Below are 17,534 nucleotides of genomic sequence, written 5' to 3' on the forward strand. Positions count from 1 at the left end.
GAAAAATTGCAGAAACATTTACTCGCCTACAATGTTTATTTAGTGAAGCTGGGAAATAATTTGGGTACGACAGTAAATATGTACAATACTGTTTATAAAGAGTTTGGTAAGATTGATAAAGATGTGGTCAAAATCACTGGTCAAGAAAATAAGTTAGAAATTAAAGAATTACCCAAGCCGGATAATGTGTAGCAAGTAGTAAAATCTCATCTAATAAGAAGACCCTAGACAGTGATTGACATATTTTGCGGTGGTGATAAAATACAAGCCTACCTAAAATAAACTAGTCTCTTCTTGGGTAGTGAAGAAAAGAAATGCTGATTCGGTCGTCTTTTGTGGCGATATACAAATCCGAAGAGCCAAAACCGCCATGGATTATAGTAATAGCACGTTTCCATCTCCGGTGTTAAGGGAAAGAACAATCTTGGAGCTATTTTGTCAAGCAGGATGAATCTAATTATCTGGTAACAGATAATGATCCTGGTTTCTTATCCAGAAGTACTCTGTTCCAACATTAGTCATAGTGTTGCCATAATTATTATACCTCGAACATATAATTATCGCCTGGGTAACAGAGAAGGCTAAACATGATCCTAAGAAGAGATGTTTATAAGTACCAATCGTGAAACGAATGGTACTTTTTTTATTGACAAATTTACTGATTATGCTAAGGTGCTGATAGTAGATCATTATTAATTTAACACAAAAGTCAAAAGGAGATAAAATGGATATTACCAAGAAAATAGTTTTTGTTACCGTTTATGGATTACCGCTGAACAACAAACGATCCGGTCCTGAGGTCTATGGCCCCATAGTACAATCACCAAATCGTGATTTGCGAACAGCAGTCAATACTATCATTTCCGATGTTTTGTTTGGTAGCCGTGGTGTTAATCAGCAGGATAATCTTTTTATTCAGATGCCGGATGGACTATATTATTCACATACAGCAAACATCGATCACCACATGGTATTAGTGATAGTTGATGGTTTAAGAGAGACACCGCTAGTTAAGAAAGAGTTTTTTGAAAAATTAGCTGTCGATATTAAATCGCATTTAGCTTTTCTCACCTTGTTAAAGGACGTAGAAATAGCTATTTGGATTAGATTGAGTGAAAGCCATACGCAGATTTGTGTTTAAGATTTACCAACCACTAGTTAACGACTGGTGGTTTTTTTTATTAACCCCAGGGGTTGGTAATTACTTGACAGCTAAATCAGTCGGTGCTAAGTTATGAAATCAATCTTAAAATAGTGAAAAATATGAACAATCCATTAATTTGGCAATATTTATCACTGATTAGCGCCAGCATTACTTGTTTTTTGCTGGTTTTTGTTTTGTATCGTAATTGGCGCAAACCATTACATCAAATCTTTGCTCTGAATTGTTTGGTGTTTATTGTTTGGTATATTGCTTCTTATTTTATGTTGAGTGCTACTGATCCCGCAAAAATAATTTTTTGGGACCGTATTGTTTATGCTGTTGTCGTTTTTGCGCCAACACTGATGTATCATTTTGCTTTAGTTTTTAGTCGTCAAGATCAAGAGGCAGATAAAAAAGCATGGTTAAACTTCGGTTATTTATTAGCCATTATTTTTTTAAGTCTTAGTCGAACTAATTATTTCATTCATGATGTTTTTAATTATAGTTGGGGCGTTCATACACAAGCCAGTATTTTTCATCACGTATTTTTATTTTATTATTTCATCTACGTGGTTCTCTTTTTAATTGAATTATTCCATTATTATCGAAGACAAAAACCGTCTATTACCAAAACCCAAGCCGGTTATGTGTTATTAGCATTTTTGTTGATTGTTATCTTGGGTTCCACTGCTTATCTACCAGCTTACCGGATTGCGTTTTACCCAGTTGCCTATCTAAGCGGTTTGATATTTGCCGGTCTAGTCGGTTGGGCGATAATTCGTTATCGTTTTATGGAAATAAAATTTATTATTAAACAAGGATTAATATTATTTTTAACCGTACTAACATTGTTATTAATATTTAACTACGTAATCCAGAGTAAGTGGCTAAATTTTTTCTGGGTCAATTCACCGGAATCAATTAAGTTATTAGTTATTGTTTTTTTAGCCGTCAGTTTTGATCAATTAAGTAAATTTTATCACTGGTTACTGGATTATATATTTTTTACTCCCCCCCATCAGCACTCCGAGAATAGCTGGTCGTTTTTATCAGCACTCTCAGACGTGACTAATGTTCAAGATATTAGCGAAAAATTACACCGCGAACTATTTTATTTAGCTAATATCAAAAAGATAGAAGTACTACTCTATGATCAGAACAGTGATGCCTTTGCCGTAGTTTATCCTGAATTAGATCAGAATGAAAAGCACCGACAACTTATGAATCGTGTTGTTTATTATTTGCAAACCAATCCCCAACTGGTATTACAGGCGGAATTAGATTTTTTAAGTCGCGATACTGATTTGCAATTAGCCAAAGAAGTCGCCCTGATTTTAAATAAAAGTAATTTTAGCGGTGTTTTTCCCTTGTTGGTAGAGGGGCGTTTAATCGGTATCGTTGGCTTTACATTTGATCGCGTACAACTGAGCGTCACCGAAGCTAAATTAATACAAATTTTGGCTCAACAAGTAGCGCGAGTTTACCAGCAATCAATGCTTTATAACTATTCTTTACATCGGTTATCAATTTGGCAGCAAGGGATAGGGGAAAATAAAATTAATTTATAGATTAATACCGAAATATTATTTAAGACGATTGAGTTATTAATTAGAGATATTTATTTTAGGCAATAAGCCTTTTTTTTGTTATAATACAATAACTTAAGGACAAACCTTTTGTACATTAATATTTTTTTCATCAAATTGGAGGTAAAAATGCCCAAAGTTAATTTAGCATTTATTACTAATACTCGTAGTGAGATAGATCGCGATATTGTTTATGCCCATCATTTTGTCGAAACCGGCAATAAATTTGTGCCGGATATTTTTAACTGGAAAAAGGTAAATATTACCATCGGCGACCAATGCTTGTCGTCACAGATGGTAGTTATTGGCTCCTCCACGGCGGATTTATACTCCGGGTTACGTAATGAATCTGTTTCTGACGCCAGGCAAAAAAAAGAGATTTTGGAGCGTATCCATCAGGGCAAAACTCAAACCAGACTGGCCATTGTACATGCTTTGGATGATTTACGAGCTGATGTTATTTGTTTTGGTGCTAGTACCAAAAATTTGTTAAAAGTACCAGAACTCCAACAACTTAACGGACAGCATACCTCAGTATTTACTTTAGGTGATAGTTATACAGCCGCTGTTTGTGTGGAACAAATTAAAAAAGCTTGTGAACGCGGTGGTGTTGATTTTTATTCTCCACAAACAAATTTTTTGATTGTTGGCGCTTATGGTTTGCTAGGTCGTTTGGTATCGCGTTATTTTTCACAGTTTGCTTGTCAGCTATTGCTCGTTGGTAGAGATATAACTCAATTAAAAAAACTAACAACTGAGTTAAAAAGTAGTTGTCGTTTTCGTTTGTATCAAAAATGTACAGATGTCAATGAGCAAGTCCATCTATTATTTACCGCTACCAATTCACCGGAATCAATAATTACTCCCCATTTAATTAAAGATTGGGGTGGTAAGATTCTAGCCTTAGATGTTGCGGAGCCGCCCAATATCACTCCGGACGTATGTCAGCGTAGCGGATCTGGTTTTTTGCGATTAGACGCTGGTGTCGTTCGTAACGATACTCTTTATTTTGAGAATGGTAATCAGATGGGTTTACGAGACAACACCATTTTTGCTTGTTTCGCTGAAGGTTTTATCGTTGCTCATCTTTTGGCACAAAAGCAATTAAGTTTACCGGCGTACGATTTAATGAAAGTACGAGAAGATTATTTTGCTAATTTATTAGCTTACGCTGATCAGTGTGGATTTATTTTGCATGACTTTCAATCTTTTGGACAAATAATTACCGCTGAGCAATGGCGAAAATTTATAACAGTAGCATAATGAGTTAAGAGGTTGCGTTTTTTTAATGACACAACCTCTTTTTTTTAGTATAATTAAAGCACATTTATTACTCTTTATGATAATTTCACAAATACTTCCTTTACTATCAGCATTTTTTGTTTTGGGATTAGGTGTTCTCATATTAAGCAAGAGTTGGCGTAGTGCCTTGAACGTTGTTTTTTTCTTTCTCTCTTTAGCGGTTACTATCTGGTTGTATGGTACTTACCGCATGTTCGTTAGCCTAACTACGGATGAGGTTGTTTTTTGGGATCGCTTTATTTATGCGGGTGTTGTTTTTGTGCCTGCGCTTTTTTATCATTTTTCTGTTCTTTTTACGGAACGTAAAGACCGTCGGCAGCAAATTTTATTTTCTTATTTACTAGCTCTGTTTTTTTTAATCATGAGCCGAACGCCCTATTTTGTTAATGATGTATTTCGCTATGAGTGGGGCGTACATACTAAAGCGCAATTTTGGCACCATCTATTTCTGATCTATTTTACTATTTTTATTGCTTTTCTTTTTACCAATTTATTTAAATTTTATCGTCGTACTAATTCGGCGATTTCGCGCACACAAGCCAAGTTTGTGATTATGGCTTTTATTTTTTTAGTATTTATTGGCACGCTGGGATATTTACCAGCTTATGGTATTGCCGTTTACCCTTTTGCTTATTTATCGGGGGTATTTTTTGTAGTTATTCTCGCTTATACGATCATTCGTCATCGCTTTCTATCCATTAGGGTTATCTTCAAACGCGGTTCCGTATTTTTAGCGGCTTTTCTGAGTACTGCGGCTATCAGCTACTGCTTTAATTACTTGTTAGTTTGGCAATTTCCCCATACTCCTTATTTTCAAATTGCCGCTTTAGTAGTCGGTTTGTTGGTTTATCAGCCATTGCAAAGATATTTTAGTTCTTTAGCTAATAAATATTTCTTTTCCGATATTTACGATTATCAAGAAGTTCTGAAAGAGTCCAGTCGTAATTTGACTTCCGTCATTGAGCTGCCAGCGGTAGTCAATCATGTTTTAGAGTCATTGAATAATCCATTTCAATTGGAAAAGATCGGCCTAGTTCTGTTTGTCAATAATCAGCCCAGTGCTCATTATGTCAAATCTAATGGTTATCAATCTTCGGAGCTGAGCTTTTTTAGTGATAATAAGTTTTTGCAACAGCAATTATTAAGCACGAATAATGTTTTGTTATTGGACGAAATAAAATTTATTCTTAATGGCTCTCTCAGTACGGAAACAACTAAGCAATGGCGTAAGTTAAGAAGTGAACTAATGGACTTTCCTATTGATGTTTGTGCCCCATTATTTAAAGAGGATCAACTATTGGGCATCATATTTTTAGGTCAAAAAATTACCAACGATGGTTATTCTGATGAGGATATTAAACTAATAGATACGGTGACCAATCAAGCGGCTGTGGCTATTAACAATGCGTTGCTCTACGAGCAAGTTAGTAATTTTAATAAAGAGTTGCAGGGCAAGATTGCCGCCGCGACACTAGATTTAGAAAAGGCTAATAAGCAGTTAAAAGTAGCTAATGAAAATTTACAACAACTTGATCAGGCGAAGTCGGAGTTTTTATCTATTGCCTCTCATCAGTTGCGAACGCCACTTTCCGGCATCAAAGGATACTTATCAATGTTGGATGAAGGAGATTTTGGTAAATTACCCAAAGAAGCTGCCAAGATAATCAATGAGCTTTATTTAAACTCCGATCGCATGAGTCGCATGATTAATACCTTCCTCAATATTTCCCGTATTGAAGCAAAGCGTTTTACCATTGTTGCTAAGGAATGTGATTTGCTAGCAATCGTGAGGAGTAGTTTTGAAGAACTGAAGTTAGAAGCCCAGAAAAAGCAGTTAAAATATCACCTTGATGTGCCACGCGGTACAATTAAGTTAAAGTTAGATGAGGACAAGGTCAAAGATGCCGTTGGTAACTATATTGATAACGCTATCAAATATACGCCTAGCGGCAGTATTGAAGTGCGAGTGTTTGCAGTGAAGAAGGAAGTGGTGATCGAGGTTGCAGATAGCGGTATTGGTATTAAGCAGCAAGACATTAATTTTTTGTTTGAAAAATTTGTTCGTAGCTCCGAGGTGAAGAAGATTAGTACGGGCGGTTCTGGTTTGGGTTTATATATTGCTCGTAAGGTTATTGAAGCACATAGTGGCCGCGTTTATGTGAAAAGTGCCGGTTTGGGCAAGGGTAGTATTTTTGGTTTTGCTCTACCGTTAAAATAATTTTTTAAAATTATGATCAAAATTCAGGAGTGTAATGAACGACTGGTGGCGGTTAAACGTTATTGCCCGAGTTTAGTAGTTCATTTGGGTCGTAAACGAGCAGGAGAACAAGCATTTTTGCGTCTAACTGTTGCCCGGATGTTGAAAAAAGCATTAGCCTCTTTACCCCGAGGCATGACCTTTATTATTAATGATGCATGGCGACCAGCAGTTGTGCAAGAGAGGATTAGGCAGGAGTTTTTTTTCCGGTTTAAAGAAAAAAATCCCAACTGGTCAACCGCCCGCATAACAAAAGAGGTAGATAAATACGTAGCACCCAGCCAGGGTGGAAAAGTATCGGGACACATGACGGGCGGAGCAGTTGATTTACGTCTCTTAAGCAATGGCCGCAAAGTGCCAATGAAGAGTAGTAAGCTAAGTTATCAAGAAAATGCTCAATCAAATCAACCGAAGTTATCGAAATATTTGCAACGCAATCGCGCAATCATGTTTCAGGCTTTACAAAACGCTGGTTTGTCCAATTATCCCCAGGAGTATTGGCATTGGTCTTATGGCGACTATTATTGGGCGCGAAGAAATAAAAAGAAGATAGCCATTTTTGGTAGAAAGTCAGGACCAAAAACCCTCTATTAGCTAGAGGGTTTTTTAATTAGTAAGAAAATGTTAAAATTCACCCATGGAAATAAAGCTCAATCAAGAACAGTTAGCTGCGGTCACTCATGGCGAGGGACCACTTTTAATCGTAGCCGGAGCCGGAACTGGCAAAACAGCCGTTATTACCCAGCGTTTTTCCTGGCTTCTGAAAAATAAGCAGCTGCAATCTGATCAGGTGTTAGCCCTAACCTTTACGGAAAAAGCGGCCGAGGAAATGGAGATTAGATTGGATCAAGAGTTACCTTATGGTTATTTAGATCTATGGATTTCCACCTTTCATGCTTTTTGTCAAAAGGTATTAGCCAATCATGCTTTGGACATTGGTTTGCCGGCTAACTTTAAAGTGGTGACACCAACTGAAGCTTGGTTGCTGGTCCGTCAACATTTATACGATTTTTCTCTAGATTACTATCGCCCACTGGGAAATCCGACGAAATTTATTCATGCGCTTTTGCAACATTTTTCCCGCGCTAAGGATGAATTAATATATCCGGAAAATTATTTACAGTATGCGGAACAACTAAAAAGTGATCTGGATAATGCGTTAACAACCAAGAGTAAGCGGGGTAAGAAAAAAGTTATTACTGATGATCAAGGAGCTAAGGAAATGGAAGCTGATCGTATTAGGGAAATAGCGCAGGCTTATCAACTTTATCAAAAAATATTATTAGACAATAACTGTTTAGATTTTGGTGACTTGTTGAGTTATACTTTACAGCTTTTTCAAAAAAGACCAAATATTTTAAAAAAATATCGTGAGCAATTCAAATATATTCTCGTTGACGAGTTTCAAGATACCAATTACGCTCAATACTCGTTATTAAAATTATTGGCAAGCCCGAGTAATAATTTGACAGTAGTTGGTGACGACGATCAGTCAATTTATAAATTTCGCGGCGCTTCAATTGCGAATATAATGCAATTTAAAAAAGATTTTCCCCAAGCCCAAGAAGTATATTTAATTAATAACTACCGTAGTCGTCAAAATATTTTGGACATATCTTATCAGTTCATTCAACAAAACAACCCCTATCGTTTAGAAGTGCAATTGGGGAAGACCAATAAGCTATCTAAGCGCTTATTAGCCAGTAGCGGGGAGCTAGGACTGATTGAGCAGTATTGGGCGACTGATTTAGATAGTGAAGTAAATTGGGTGGTTAATAAGATTATTAGTTTGTACAATCAAGAGCCTGATGCTAAGTGGAGTGACTTTGCTATTTTGGTTAGAGCCAATGACGCGACGCGTCCTTTTCAAGAAGCACTGGATCGTGCGGAACTACCCAACTATTTTGTCGCCAGTACTGGTCTCTATCGGCAAAAGATCGTTAAAGACATTGTCGCGTATTTAAAGTGTTTGGATAATTATCACGAGTCACCGGCCTTATGGCGCATTTTAAATCTGCCATTTTGGCAGTTGGCCGATGAACAATTAATAAAAGTTGTTCATTATGCTTATCAGAAACAAATATCTTTGTATGAATCCTTATCGCAAGCACCGCGGGAATTAAAGTTGGATCAAACTTTTGTTATCGGTCTGCAGAAAATAGTTACCCTCATGCAAAAGCATACCACTGCCGCTAAGAGTAAAAAAGTTTGGGAAATAGTTTATGCCTTTTTAGCTGATAGTGGTTATTTGGCTTATGTGAATCAACAAACAGAAAAAGAAAAGCAGCAACTATTTTATTATCTCAATACTTTTTATCAAAAGATACGTTCCTGGCAGCAAAATACCGAGGAGTCAACGGTCAAGAACTTTATTAATTTGTATAATATGGAACTAGAGTCTGGCGAACAAGGAGCTTTGTCCTTTGATCCCGATATGGGGCCAGATACAGTTAAATTAATGACTATTCATGGGTCAAAGGGTTTAGAGTTTAAGTATGTTTTTGTGGTTAATTTAGTGGAGCAAAGATTTCCCACCATTGAACGCAGGGAACCGATTGAATTGCCCGATGATTTGGTTAAAGAGGTAGTGCCAGCAGGTGACGTACATGTCCAGGAGGAGAGACGATTGTTTTATGTCGCTATGACTCGTGCTCAGCAAGGATTGTTTCTTACTGGTGGTCTTGATTATGGTGGTGTCCGTAAAAAGAAGCCATCACGGTTTTTAGCAGAGCTTGGTATGGCAGTGAATAATTTAGCAGAAGTAGTGAATGACGTGCAACCAATAGCCAAACCAGATACCACGAAACTATTTACTCTACCAAAACATTTTTCCTATTCTCAGCTTAAGACTTTTGCCACCTGTCCATTACAATATTATTATCAGTACGTTTTGAAGATGCCCATCAAGGGCAATGCTAGTTTTAGCTATGGCAAGTCCTTACACAACACACTGCAGGATTTTTATATATTAGTTAAAGAGCGAGCCGGTCAGCACCAAGGAGATTTATTTGGTCCGGGCAAGACCAAGACCATTGGTAATTTGGTTAGCTGGGCAGAGTTAGTTGAATTATATGAAAGACATTGGTTAAACGATTGGTATGATGATGCAGTGCAAATGCAGAAGAAGAAAAAACAAGGCCAAGTAACTTTGCGTGTTTATTACGACAGTATTAGCCCAGCAATAAGCGTACCATTGTTTTTAGAGCAAGAGTTTTTTTGTCGTGTCGGTGATTATAAAATTAAGGGTGTGATTGATCGTATCGATCCTACCGTCAGTGGCCAAGTTCACATCATTGATTACAAAACTGGTAAGTATAAAGAAAAATTAACAGCGGACGACAAAGAACAACTATTAATTTATCAAATAGCTGCACAAGAAGTTCTTGGTATGCAGGTGGAACAATTAACCTACCATTATTTAGACGAAAATAAACAGCAGTCTTTCATCGGTACACCAAGGGAGTTAGAAAAAGTTAAACAAAATATTCTCGAAGTTATTGAGCAAATTAAGACAGCCGATTTTTCCGCTTGCCCGGAATATCACTGCCAATATTGCGCTTTCGCTGATTTGTGTGATCATCAACAATAATTATGACTTTTAATACATTATCATCATTATTAAATCAGAAATCTAGTTCCAACAGATATGGCCAACAGATCGAAACGGCAACGGTATTGGCATATGCTCAGCGTTTACTGAATGAGCAGTATGTTATTGATAGCGGCACGGAAATGACGGCCGTTAGTATTAAAAGCGGTGTTATTAAGATTAAAGTAAATAGCAGTTTGTTGGGAACCTACATTAAACTCCGCGGGGAGATGTTAAAAAGAAAAATCAATGATCATTTTCAGAAAGAGGTGGTACAAAGTGTATTGGTTACATTAAATTAAATTATTAATTATTTTTTTACTATGTCAATCATTAATCAAATATCGGGATTCAATAGAAAAAGGAAGTGGAATATTTTTAATAAATTATTTAAGTTGACAACGCAGACAACAATTTTAGATGTTGGTTTTAATGAACAAGAATATTCGCCTTGGGATAATTATTTAGAAAAAAAATATCCTTACCCTAATAAAATTACGGCTTTGGGGATTGCCGGTGGCTCACTGTTTAAAAAGCGCTATTCGCAAGTTAATGTCGTTCTTTACAATGGTGATCGTTTCCCTTTTTTTGATAAAGAGTTTGATATTTGCTGGTCCAATGCCGTTCTGGAGCACGTTGGCAATCGCGAGCAGCAATTACTCTTTTTACAGGAGGTAAAGAGAGTAGCGCGAACCGCGTTTATTACCACACCGAATAAATATTTTCCGATAGAGATTCACACGCGAACGCCATTGCTACATTTTTTACCACAACGGATATTTTTTTCCTATCTCTCTCTCATTGGTAAGGGTTGGGCCACTGGCAGCTATATGAATTTATTATCCATGAAGGATCTCAAGAGTTTATTGGCAGCTGCTGGCATTGAGCGTTACCAAATTATTCAGAATAAACTATTATTTTTCACTTTAGATTTTGTTATTATAATTAAAGAGGATAATTAATACGTGAATGAGAATAAAAAATTTAGATGGTGCTAATATGGATATTGATCTTACTTCCGGTAAACAAACATCCTGGCAGCAGATGAGATGTCCCTGGAATGAGTCCGAAGATACTGATAAACATAAGTGTGCTATTAAAAACGTGGCTATTTGTCAATATTTTTGCGGTATTCAATATTTAGATAATGTTCTTTGTTGTTATCCTAATAAAAATACTTTAATTGATAATAAACAAAAGAAGTAAATTATTTTTTTAAACATATGATCAAGGGAATAATATTTGACTAGTTTGGTGTTTGTACCAAAGAAAATTGGGCCGACAGTTTAGTTCGTGAATTGACCAGTAAATTGGCTGTTGATGAATATCAAATTCGCTCCGAGTTTAAAAAATTATTACAACCTTTTGCTCGGGCCGATCTGACCGCAGCAGAATTCTTGCAGCAATTCATTGGGTCACTTGATCAGACTGTAAATCCCCAGTTGTTTTTTTATCTTTTTAATGACATTATACCAGCCATAAATTATGATTTATTAAATTATATCCAAAAACTCCATCAGCAATATACTACTTATTTACTATCCAATAACTTTGGATCAGTTTTTCCCAATTATGAAAAACAAATTCAATTTGATGTTTATTTTAATAAATTATTTCTATCACATCAATTGGGAGTTAGTAAAACACAGACGGAGATTTGGGACAAAATATTACCACAAATTGAATTTTTACCTAGTGAGTTAGTATTTATTGATAATCAAGAAAAATACTTTGCACCGGTGAGCAAATTCGGTATTAAAACTATTCTTTATTTAAATAATAAACAAGTGAAAAAAGATTTAGCTCAACAAGGAGTTACCATAGATTAGGAAGTAATAAATTATAATTGGTGAATTTAGAAAATAAAAAAGGACTGTTAATAGTCCTTTTTGTAAAAGTAAAATGCAGTGACAATTAATTAAAATTACCGATAGGAGTTTAAAGCAAAATTTGCTTCATGATCATCGATAACTTCAACTATCGCTCCTTGTGATTTTAGATCGTTATCATAGATACCGAAGTACATTGTTCCATGTTCCGGGTGGTAGATTAAAAGACCACCATTAGCACAAGTAGCTTGTACAACACCCTGTTTTTTTGAGCCATCGAGCATAGTTATTAATACCAGATCTTTAATAGTTACACTTTGTGTGTTGTTTAACATTTTTTCTCCTTTTTTAAATAACAAAATAGACTATGGAAATTAATAAATGATCATAACACAGTATTTATTAATTGTCAAGCAGTAACAGAATAAATCATCTCATATTCTTATCCACATAGATTTTTGTTTGACTTTTTTGCTAAAAAATTGTATTTTATAGTAGATATTGATAAATTATGACCGTCCGTAAATATTTTACTATTTTAACAATCACTACCATTATCTTTTGGTTATTGTGGATTGCTGTAGTCAATTTACTACGGCCGGATGATAATGCCTGGTTGTCAGTTTCTTTGTTTTATTTAACCTTTTTCTTCAGTTGTTTAGGAACATTTACTATTGTTGGTTACTACTGGCGACGACTGTTGTCACCTCAACTAATTACCTTGACCAGAATGAATATCGCCCTGAGACAAGGTTTTTTCTTTTCTTTATTAATTTGCCTTTGTTTGTTATTACAATCAATGAACAAGCTTAGTGCTTTAGCAGTATTTATTATTCTTATTATATTATCCTTGGTAGAATTTTTATTTTTATCAGCCATAAAATCAGAAGATTAATTAGCTATGTTAGATCAATTAGAAAAAATTAAAAAACAAGCTCAAGCTGAGCTTAAAAAAATTAAAGAAAATAGCGAGATTGAAAAATTTCGTTTAAAATATTTGGGACGTCAAGGAGAGTTGACCAAGGTTTTACGTCAACTGAAAGATATTGCTGAAGAAGAAAAACCCAAAGTTGGTCAATTGGCCAATGATTTAAAATTGATTATTGCGGAAGAATTGAAAAATATAGCAGATCGTCTTAGTGATCAGGGGGAAAGCGACCAAGTCACTAAGGTTGATTTAACCCTACCCGGTCAACAGATTTTGGTTGGTAGTTTGCATCCCAATACCATTATCCAAAATGAATTAGAAGATATTTTCCGAAGCCTGGGTTTTATGGTGTTAGAGGGACCGGATGTCGAATCCGATTATTATAATTTTGAAGGTTTAAATATACCAGCCGATCATCCAGCGCGCGAGATGCAAGATACTTTTTGGTTGACTGACGGTCATGCTTTAAAACCGCATACTTCGGCATTGCAGGTGCGGACGATGGAAAAATACGGCGCACCATTAAGAGCTATTTTTCCGGGGCGCTGTTTCCGTTACGAAGCTACGGACGCTTCACACGAAACTACTTTTTATCAGCTGGAGGGATTGATGATTGATAAAGATATCTCCATTGCCAATTTAATTGCCGTGATGAAGGAATTATTAAGGGCTGTTTTTGGACGGGATGTTAAAGTGCGTCAACGACCAGGATTTTTTCCTTTTGTGGAGCCCGCTTTTGAACTCGACATCAATTGCATGATTTGTGAAGGCAAGGGTTGTAGTGTTTGTAAACAATCAGGCTGGGTAGAAATATTACCTTGCGGTTTAGTACACCCTAAGGTTTTAGAATACGGCGGTTTGGATCCCCAAGTTTGGTCCGGCTTTGCTTTTGGTTTGGGATTAACGAGACTAGTGATGATGAAGTATGGCATTGACGATATTCGTTTGTTACAAAGCGGTGATTTAAGGTTTCTTAAACAGTTCTAATTTATTTTTATGAAGGTATCACTGAAGTGGTTACAAAAATATTTAAATACCAAAGACGTAATTGACCCGCAAGAATTAGGATGGCGTTTAACAATGTCCACAGTGGAAGTTGATAAGATATTTCCTTTGGGTGCTACTCTGAATCAAGTAATAGTCGGTCAGATAAAAGAAATAGTGGCCCATCCTGACGCTGATCTTTTACGAGTTTGCCAAGTGGATATTGGTCAAGTTAATCGTGTGACTATTGTCTGCGGAGGAACTAATTTACGAGAAAATATGTTTGTGGCAGTAGCGCTGCCTGGTGCTTTTGTGCGTTGGCATGGCAATGGTGAGCCCGTTCAGCTAGCAGAAACTAAAATTAGAGGTATTAGTAGTTTTGGTATGATCTGTGCTTCAGTAGAGATTGGTTTGGCCGAGCTTTGGCCAGCGACATCGGAAAAAGAGATTATGGATTTGGGTAATGACAATCAAATACCAGGTACGCCCCTAACTATCGCTTTGGATTTAGAAGACACCATTTATGAAATAGATAATAAATCAATAACCAATCGTCCGGATTTATGGTCACACTATGGCTTGGCCAGAGAAGTGTCAGCGATTTATCAATATCCCTTAATTGAGTATTTACCAGCGAGTATTAAAGATGGCAGTGGCTCTTCTTTAAAAGTGCAAGTAAGCGATAGTCAGCTTTGTCCGCGGTATCAAGCAGTTGTTTTATCCGGAATAAAAATTGCACCATCACCAATATGGTTACAGAAATCCTTGATTGCTGTTGGTTTAAAGCCCATCAATAATGTCGTAGATATTACTAATTATGTTTTGGCTGATTTGGGCCAACCACTACATGCTTTTGATGCCAAGAAGATTAAAGGTAATAAAATTAATATTCGTCCGGCTAAGAGCGATGAGTTATTTCCCTCATTAGCTGGTGACACGGTAAAATTAACCGTAGCTGATTTAGTAATTACTGATCAAGAAAAAGTTATTGCTCTAGCTGGTGTGATGGGTGCGGCTAATTCCGAGGTTGATGAAATGACTACGGATGTTGTTTTGGAATCCGCTAATTTCTCCGCTACTCCTATTCGTCGCTCAGCATTAAGACATGGCCTGCGAACAGAGGCATCGGCCAGATTTGAGAAAAATTTGGATCCTAATTTAACAGCTATTGCTTTGGCTCAAGCCGTACAAATGATTTTAGCATTGTGTCCAGAGGCCCATATTATTTCTCAAGTATTTGATTTAAATAAGAGTAAAAAAGAAAAAATAGTTATCAAGACAACTGTTGAATATATTGAAAAGAAAATTGGCATGACTTTAGGTCAAGCTACGATAGTTGATATTTTAGCAAGATTGAAGTTTGTAGTAGTAGCTAAGAAGAATAATTTGCAAGTGACGGTGCCATCTTGGCGCGCTACTAAAGATATTAGCCGTGAAGAGGACTTAGTTGAAGAAGTTGCTCGTATTTATGGCTATGATCGTATTGTTGATAGTATGCCCAGCATTAAAATTACGAGAACGGAACAAAATAAAGAAATAATAACCGAAAGGAAGATCAAGTCTTTTCTTAGTCGTAACTTAGCGCTCAATGAGGTATATAATTATTCCTGGCAGGATGAAAAGTATTTGACTTTGTTAAAATACAATCCAGCCAATTGTTTACAATTGAAAAATTATTTATCACCCGATCAGCGGTTTTTAAGACCGACTTTACTAACCAACTTAGTAAAGAATTTAACGGATAATTTACGATGGTTTAAGCAAATAGGTATTTTTGAAGTTGGCCGCGTTTATTGGCCAGTAGATAGTATTATCCTGGATCAACCAAACCAAAATACTTATTTACCACAACAACCCAAAATGTTGGCATGGCTGATTTACCAGGAAGAAGAAAATTTATTTTTTACGATCAAGGGACAATTGGAGTATTTATTTAAGGAGCTAGGTTTAACAGTAGAATGGCAAATAAAAAAACAACCATTCTTGTCCACTAATTATTGTCTATCTATTGTCGCCAATGGTGAAGAGCTGGGTTACTTTGGTTTGCTAATACCGAAGATAGCTAAAGAGCTAAAGTGGAAAAATAGCCCGGCCGTAACCGAGTTAAATTTAACCGAAATAGCTAAACAAGTAGTGGACAAAAAGAAATACCAGCCACTTCCTAAATATCCCGTAGTGATTAAGGATTTTTCCGTTATTTTATCCGCTAGCGTGCCCTGGATTGATTTAGAAAAAAGCATTTATCAAGTCGATCCTTTAGTCATTGGTGTTGAACTTTTTGATCAGTACCAAGATCAGGCAGGACAATTCTCCATTGCTTTTCATATACGATTGTATGATCCAACTAAGACCTTAACTACACAGGATATTGAGGCGGTTAGTAACAAAATTAAAGAATTAATAGAAGATAAATATAAATTAACCATTAAAAAATAAAAAAATGAAGGAAATATTAAAAATTGACGCCATTTCATTGGCTAAAGTACTGGCAGTTATTACCGGCGGTGTTTATTTGGTGGTAGGAGTTATTATTAATATTGGAGTTCTGTTTTTCGGTTTAGGCTCAATGTCGAGCTTAGATTTTCTCGGTTTTGGCTCTGGACTGATCGCCACTGTTTTAGTCAGTATTGTAGTGGGTTTATTTTCTTTTTTTCTGGGAATCTTAATGGGTTTTATTTACAATTTAGTAGCTAATTACTTTGGTGGTGTGATAGTTTTATTTGAAGATCGTTCAGTAGTAGAACAAAGATTACGAGAAGCCAAAGCTGCTAAAATGGCTTTGCAAGAGGAAAAAAAGAGACTTAAATTAGAGCGGGAGAAATTAGAACAAGACACTGGAAAAAAAGATAACTAGCGAAGGATAAATTACGTAAAAAAAGGCCCTGTTTTGTCTAATAAATAGGGTTCTTTTGTTATCTTTGTCATCTTGTTTTTACCGTTATTTTATGCTACAATTATCCAGTAAGAATAGCGTTGACTTGCTTAGTAAAAAATCAACGAAGGAAAAATAACGTTTATTTTTTTTGATCAATATTATTATTATTTTATATGGTTACTAAAGAGGAACAAAAAAATAAAAATCGGGCAGCAGCCGCTGATTACACAGCAAAAAATATTACAGTTCTCGAAGGATTAGCACCTGTTCGCAAAAGACCCGGAATGTATATTGGCAATACTGCCAGTGAAGGATTACATCACTTAATTTGGGAAGCGGTAGATAATGCCATTGACGAAGCCATGGCTGGCTTTTGTAATTTAGTAGAAGTGTGTTTATTACCTGATGGTAAGGTGTCGGTGGCGGATAATGGTCGCGGTATTCCCGTTGATAAACATAAAGTAACCAAGAAGAGCGCTTTGGAAACAGTAATGACGACACTACATGCTGGTGGTAAGTTCGGTGATGGTGGCTATAAAGTATCTGGCGGTTTACACGGTGTTGGTATTTCCGTAGTCAATGCCTTGTCTAAATGGGTGCGGACAGAAGTTAAGCGTGACGGTTATATCTGGGCTCAGGAATATACTTGTGGTAATGTCAAAACCCCGTTAAAGCAAGTGGGGAAAACTAAGGAGACGGGTACCAAGCAAATTTTTCAACCCGATGCCGAAATTTTTACAGTTACCGAGTTTGATTGGTGGACGGTAGTTGATCATTTACGCCAGCAAGCCTATTTAACCAAAGGCGTGCGTATTGATATATTTGATCAGCGCACGGCTAATGAGAATAAGTATAGTTTCTATTTTGAGGGTGGTATTTCGTCTTATGTGAAATTTCTCAACCGTAACAATGAGATTAAGCAAGAAAAGATATTCTATATTGATAAACGGCAAAACGATGACGTTCAGGTGGAGATTGCCGTTCAATATGTTGGTGAGTTTCGCGAGTCACTATATTCATTTGCCAATAATATTCACACC

17 protein-coding genes are annotated in these 17,534 nt (G+C 36.2%); 16 read left to right on the forward strand and 1 reads right to left on the reverse strand.

Features of this window, described 5'->3' with window-relative positions; all coding sequences use genetic code 11:
* The 11 genes from COX77_03120 to COX77_03170 all read left to right on the forward strand — a co-directional run.
* The coding region (locus COX77_03120; GenBank protein ID PIZ98876.1) for a DNA recombination protein RmuC at nucleotides 1-192 on the forward strand (192 nt) is incomplete at its 5' end.
* Between the two features lie 532 nt (nucleotides 193-724).
* Complete coding sequence (locus COX77_03125; GenBank protein PIZ98877.1) at nucleotides 725-1,141, forward strand: hypothetical protein; 417 nt, start codon at nucleotides 725-727, stop codon at nucleotides 1,139-1,141.
* Between the two features lie 122 nt (nucleotides 1,142-1,263).
* Complete coding sequence (locus COX77_03130; GenBank protein ID PIZ98878.1) at nucleotides 1,264-2,712, forward strand: hypothetical protein; 1,449 nt, start codon at nucleotides 1,264-1,266, stop codon at nucleotides 2,710-2,712.
* A gap of 147 nt (nucleotides 2,713-2,859) precedes the next feature.
* A complete protein-coding gene (locus COX77_03135) occupies nucleotides 2,860-3,993 on the forward strand; it encodes a hypothetical protein (protein ID PIZ98879.1) in 1,134 nt (377 codons plus the stop codon).
* A gap of 25 nt (nucleotides 3,994-4,018) precedes the next feature.
* A complete protein-coding gene (locus COX77_03140) occupies nucleotides 4,019-6,250 on the forward strand; it encodes a hypothetical protein (GenBank protein PIZ98880.1) in 2,232 nt (743 codons plus the stop codon).
* Between the two features lie 12 nt (nucleotides 6,251-6,262).
* Nucleotides 6,263-6,883, forward strand: a complete 621-nt coding sequence (locus tag COX77_03145) for a hypothetical protein (protein PIZ98881.1) — start codon at nucleotides 6,263-6,265, stop codon at nucleotides 6,881-6,883.
* Nucleotides 6,884-6,926: 43 nt separating this feature from the next.
* Nucleotides 6,927-9,878 (forward strand): hypothetical protein, encoded by a 2,952-nt coding sequence (locus tag COX77_03150; protein PIZ98882.1) that lies wholly within the window; start codon nucleotides 6,927-6,929, stop codon nucleotides 9,876-9,878.
* A gap of 2 nt (nucleotides 9,879-9,880) precedes the next feature.
* Nucleotides 9,881-10,180 carry a hypothetical protein gene (locus tag COX77_03155; protein PIZ98883.1) on the forward strand — a complete coding sequence of 100 codons (300 nt, stop codon included), beginning with the start codon at nucleotides 9,881-9,883 and terminating at the stop codon, nucleotides 10,178-10,180.
* A 21-nt stretch (nucleotides 10,181-10,201) separates the two neighbouring features.
* Entirely contained in the window at nucleotides 10,202-10,840 is a 639-nt protein-coding gene (locus COX77_03160) for an SAM-dependent methyltransferase (protein PIZ98884.1), read from the forward strand.
* A 7-nt stretch (nucleotides 10,841-10,847) separates the two neighbouring features.
* Complete coding sequence (locus COX77_03165; protein ID PIZ98885.1) at nucleotides 10,848-11,084, forward strand: hypothetical protein; 237 nt, start codon at nucleotides 10,848-10,850, stop codon at nucleotides 11,082-11,084.
* A gap of 92 nt (nucleotides 11,085-11,176) precedes the next feature.
* Nucleotides 11,177-11,707, forward strand: coding sequence for a hypothetical protein (locus tag COX77_03170; GenBank protein ID PIZ98886.1), 531 nt, complete (start codon nucleotides 11,177-11,179; stop codon nucleotides 11,705-11,707).
* 95 nt (nucleotides 11,708-11,802) lie between these two features.
* On the opposite strand, the gene COX77_03175 is transcribed toward COX77_03170, so the two are convergent.
* Nucleotides 11,803-12,042, reverse strand: coding sequence for a hypothetical protein (locus tag COX77_03175; protein PIZ98887.1), 240 nt, complete (start codon nucleotides 12,040-12,042; stop codon nucleotides 11,803-11,805).
* A 176-nt stretch (nucleotides 12,043-12,218) separates the two neighbouring features.
* Between COX77_03175 and COX77_03180 the strand changes: the two genes are divergently transcribed.
* From COX77_03180 to COX77_03200, 5 genes are all read left to right on the forward strand, one after another.
* Nucleotides 12,219-12,602 carry a hypothetical protein gene (locus tag COX77_03180; protein PIZ98888.1) on the forward strand — a complete coding sequence of 128 codons (384 nt, stop codon included), beginning with the start codon at nucleotides 12,219-12,221 and terminating at the stop codon, nucleotides 12,600-12,602.
* A 6-nt stretch (nucleotides 12,603-12,608) separates the two neighbouring features.
* Nucleotides 12,609-13,622 carry a phenylalanine--tRNA ligase subunit alpha gene (locus COX77_03185; protein PIZ98889.1) on the forward strand — a complete coding sequence of 338 codons (1,014 nt, stop codon included), beginning with the start codon at nucleotides 12,609-12,611 and terminating at the stop codon, nucleotides 13,620-13,622.
* Between the two features lie 9 nt (nucleotides 13,623-13,631).
* Nucleotides 13,632-16,055, forward strand: coding sequence for a phenylalanine--tRNA ligase subunit beta (locus COX77_03190; GenBank protein PIZ98890.1), 2,424 nt, complete (start codon nucleotides 13,632-13,634; stop codon nucleotides 16,053-16,055).
* Between the two features lie 4 nt (nucleotides 16,056-16,059).
* Nucleotides 16,060-16,473, forward strand: a complete 414-nt coding sequence (locus tag COX77_03195; protein ID PIZ98891.1) for a hypothetical protein — start codon at nucleotides 16,060-16,062, stop codon at nucleotides 16,471-16,473.
* A gap of 194 nt (nucleotides 16,474-16,667) precedes the next feature.
* Nucleotides 16,668-17,534, forward strand: an 867-nt coding sequence (locus COX77_03200) for a DNA topoisomerase IV subunit B (protein ID PIZ98892.1), incomplete at its 3' end; no start/stop codon positions are given.

This window comes from Candidatus Komeilibacteria bacterium CG_4_10_14_0_2_um_filter_37_10 (assembly GCA_002793075.1).
GTDB lineage: Bacteria > Patescibacteriota > Patescibacteriia > UBA1558 > UBA1558 > UM-FILTER-37-10.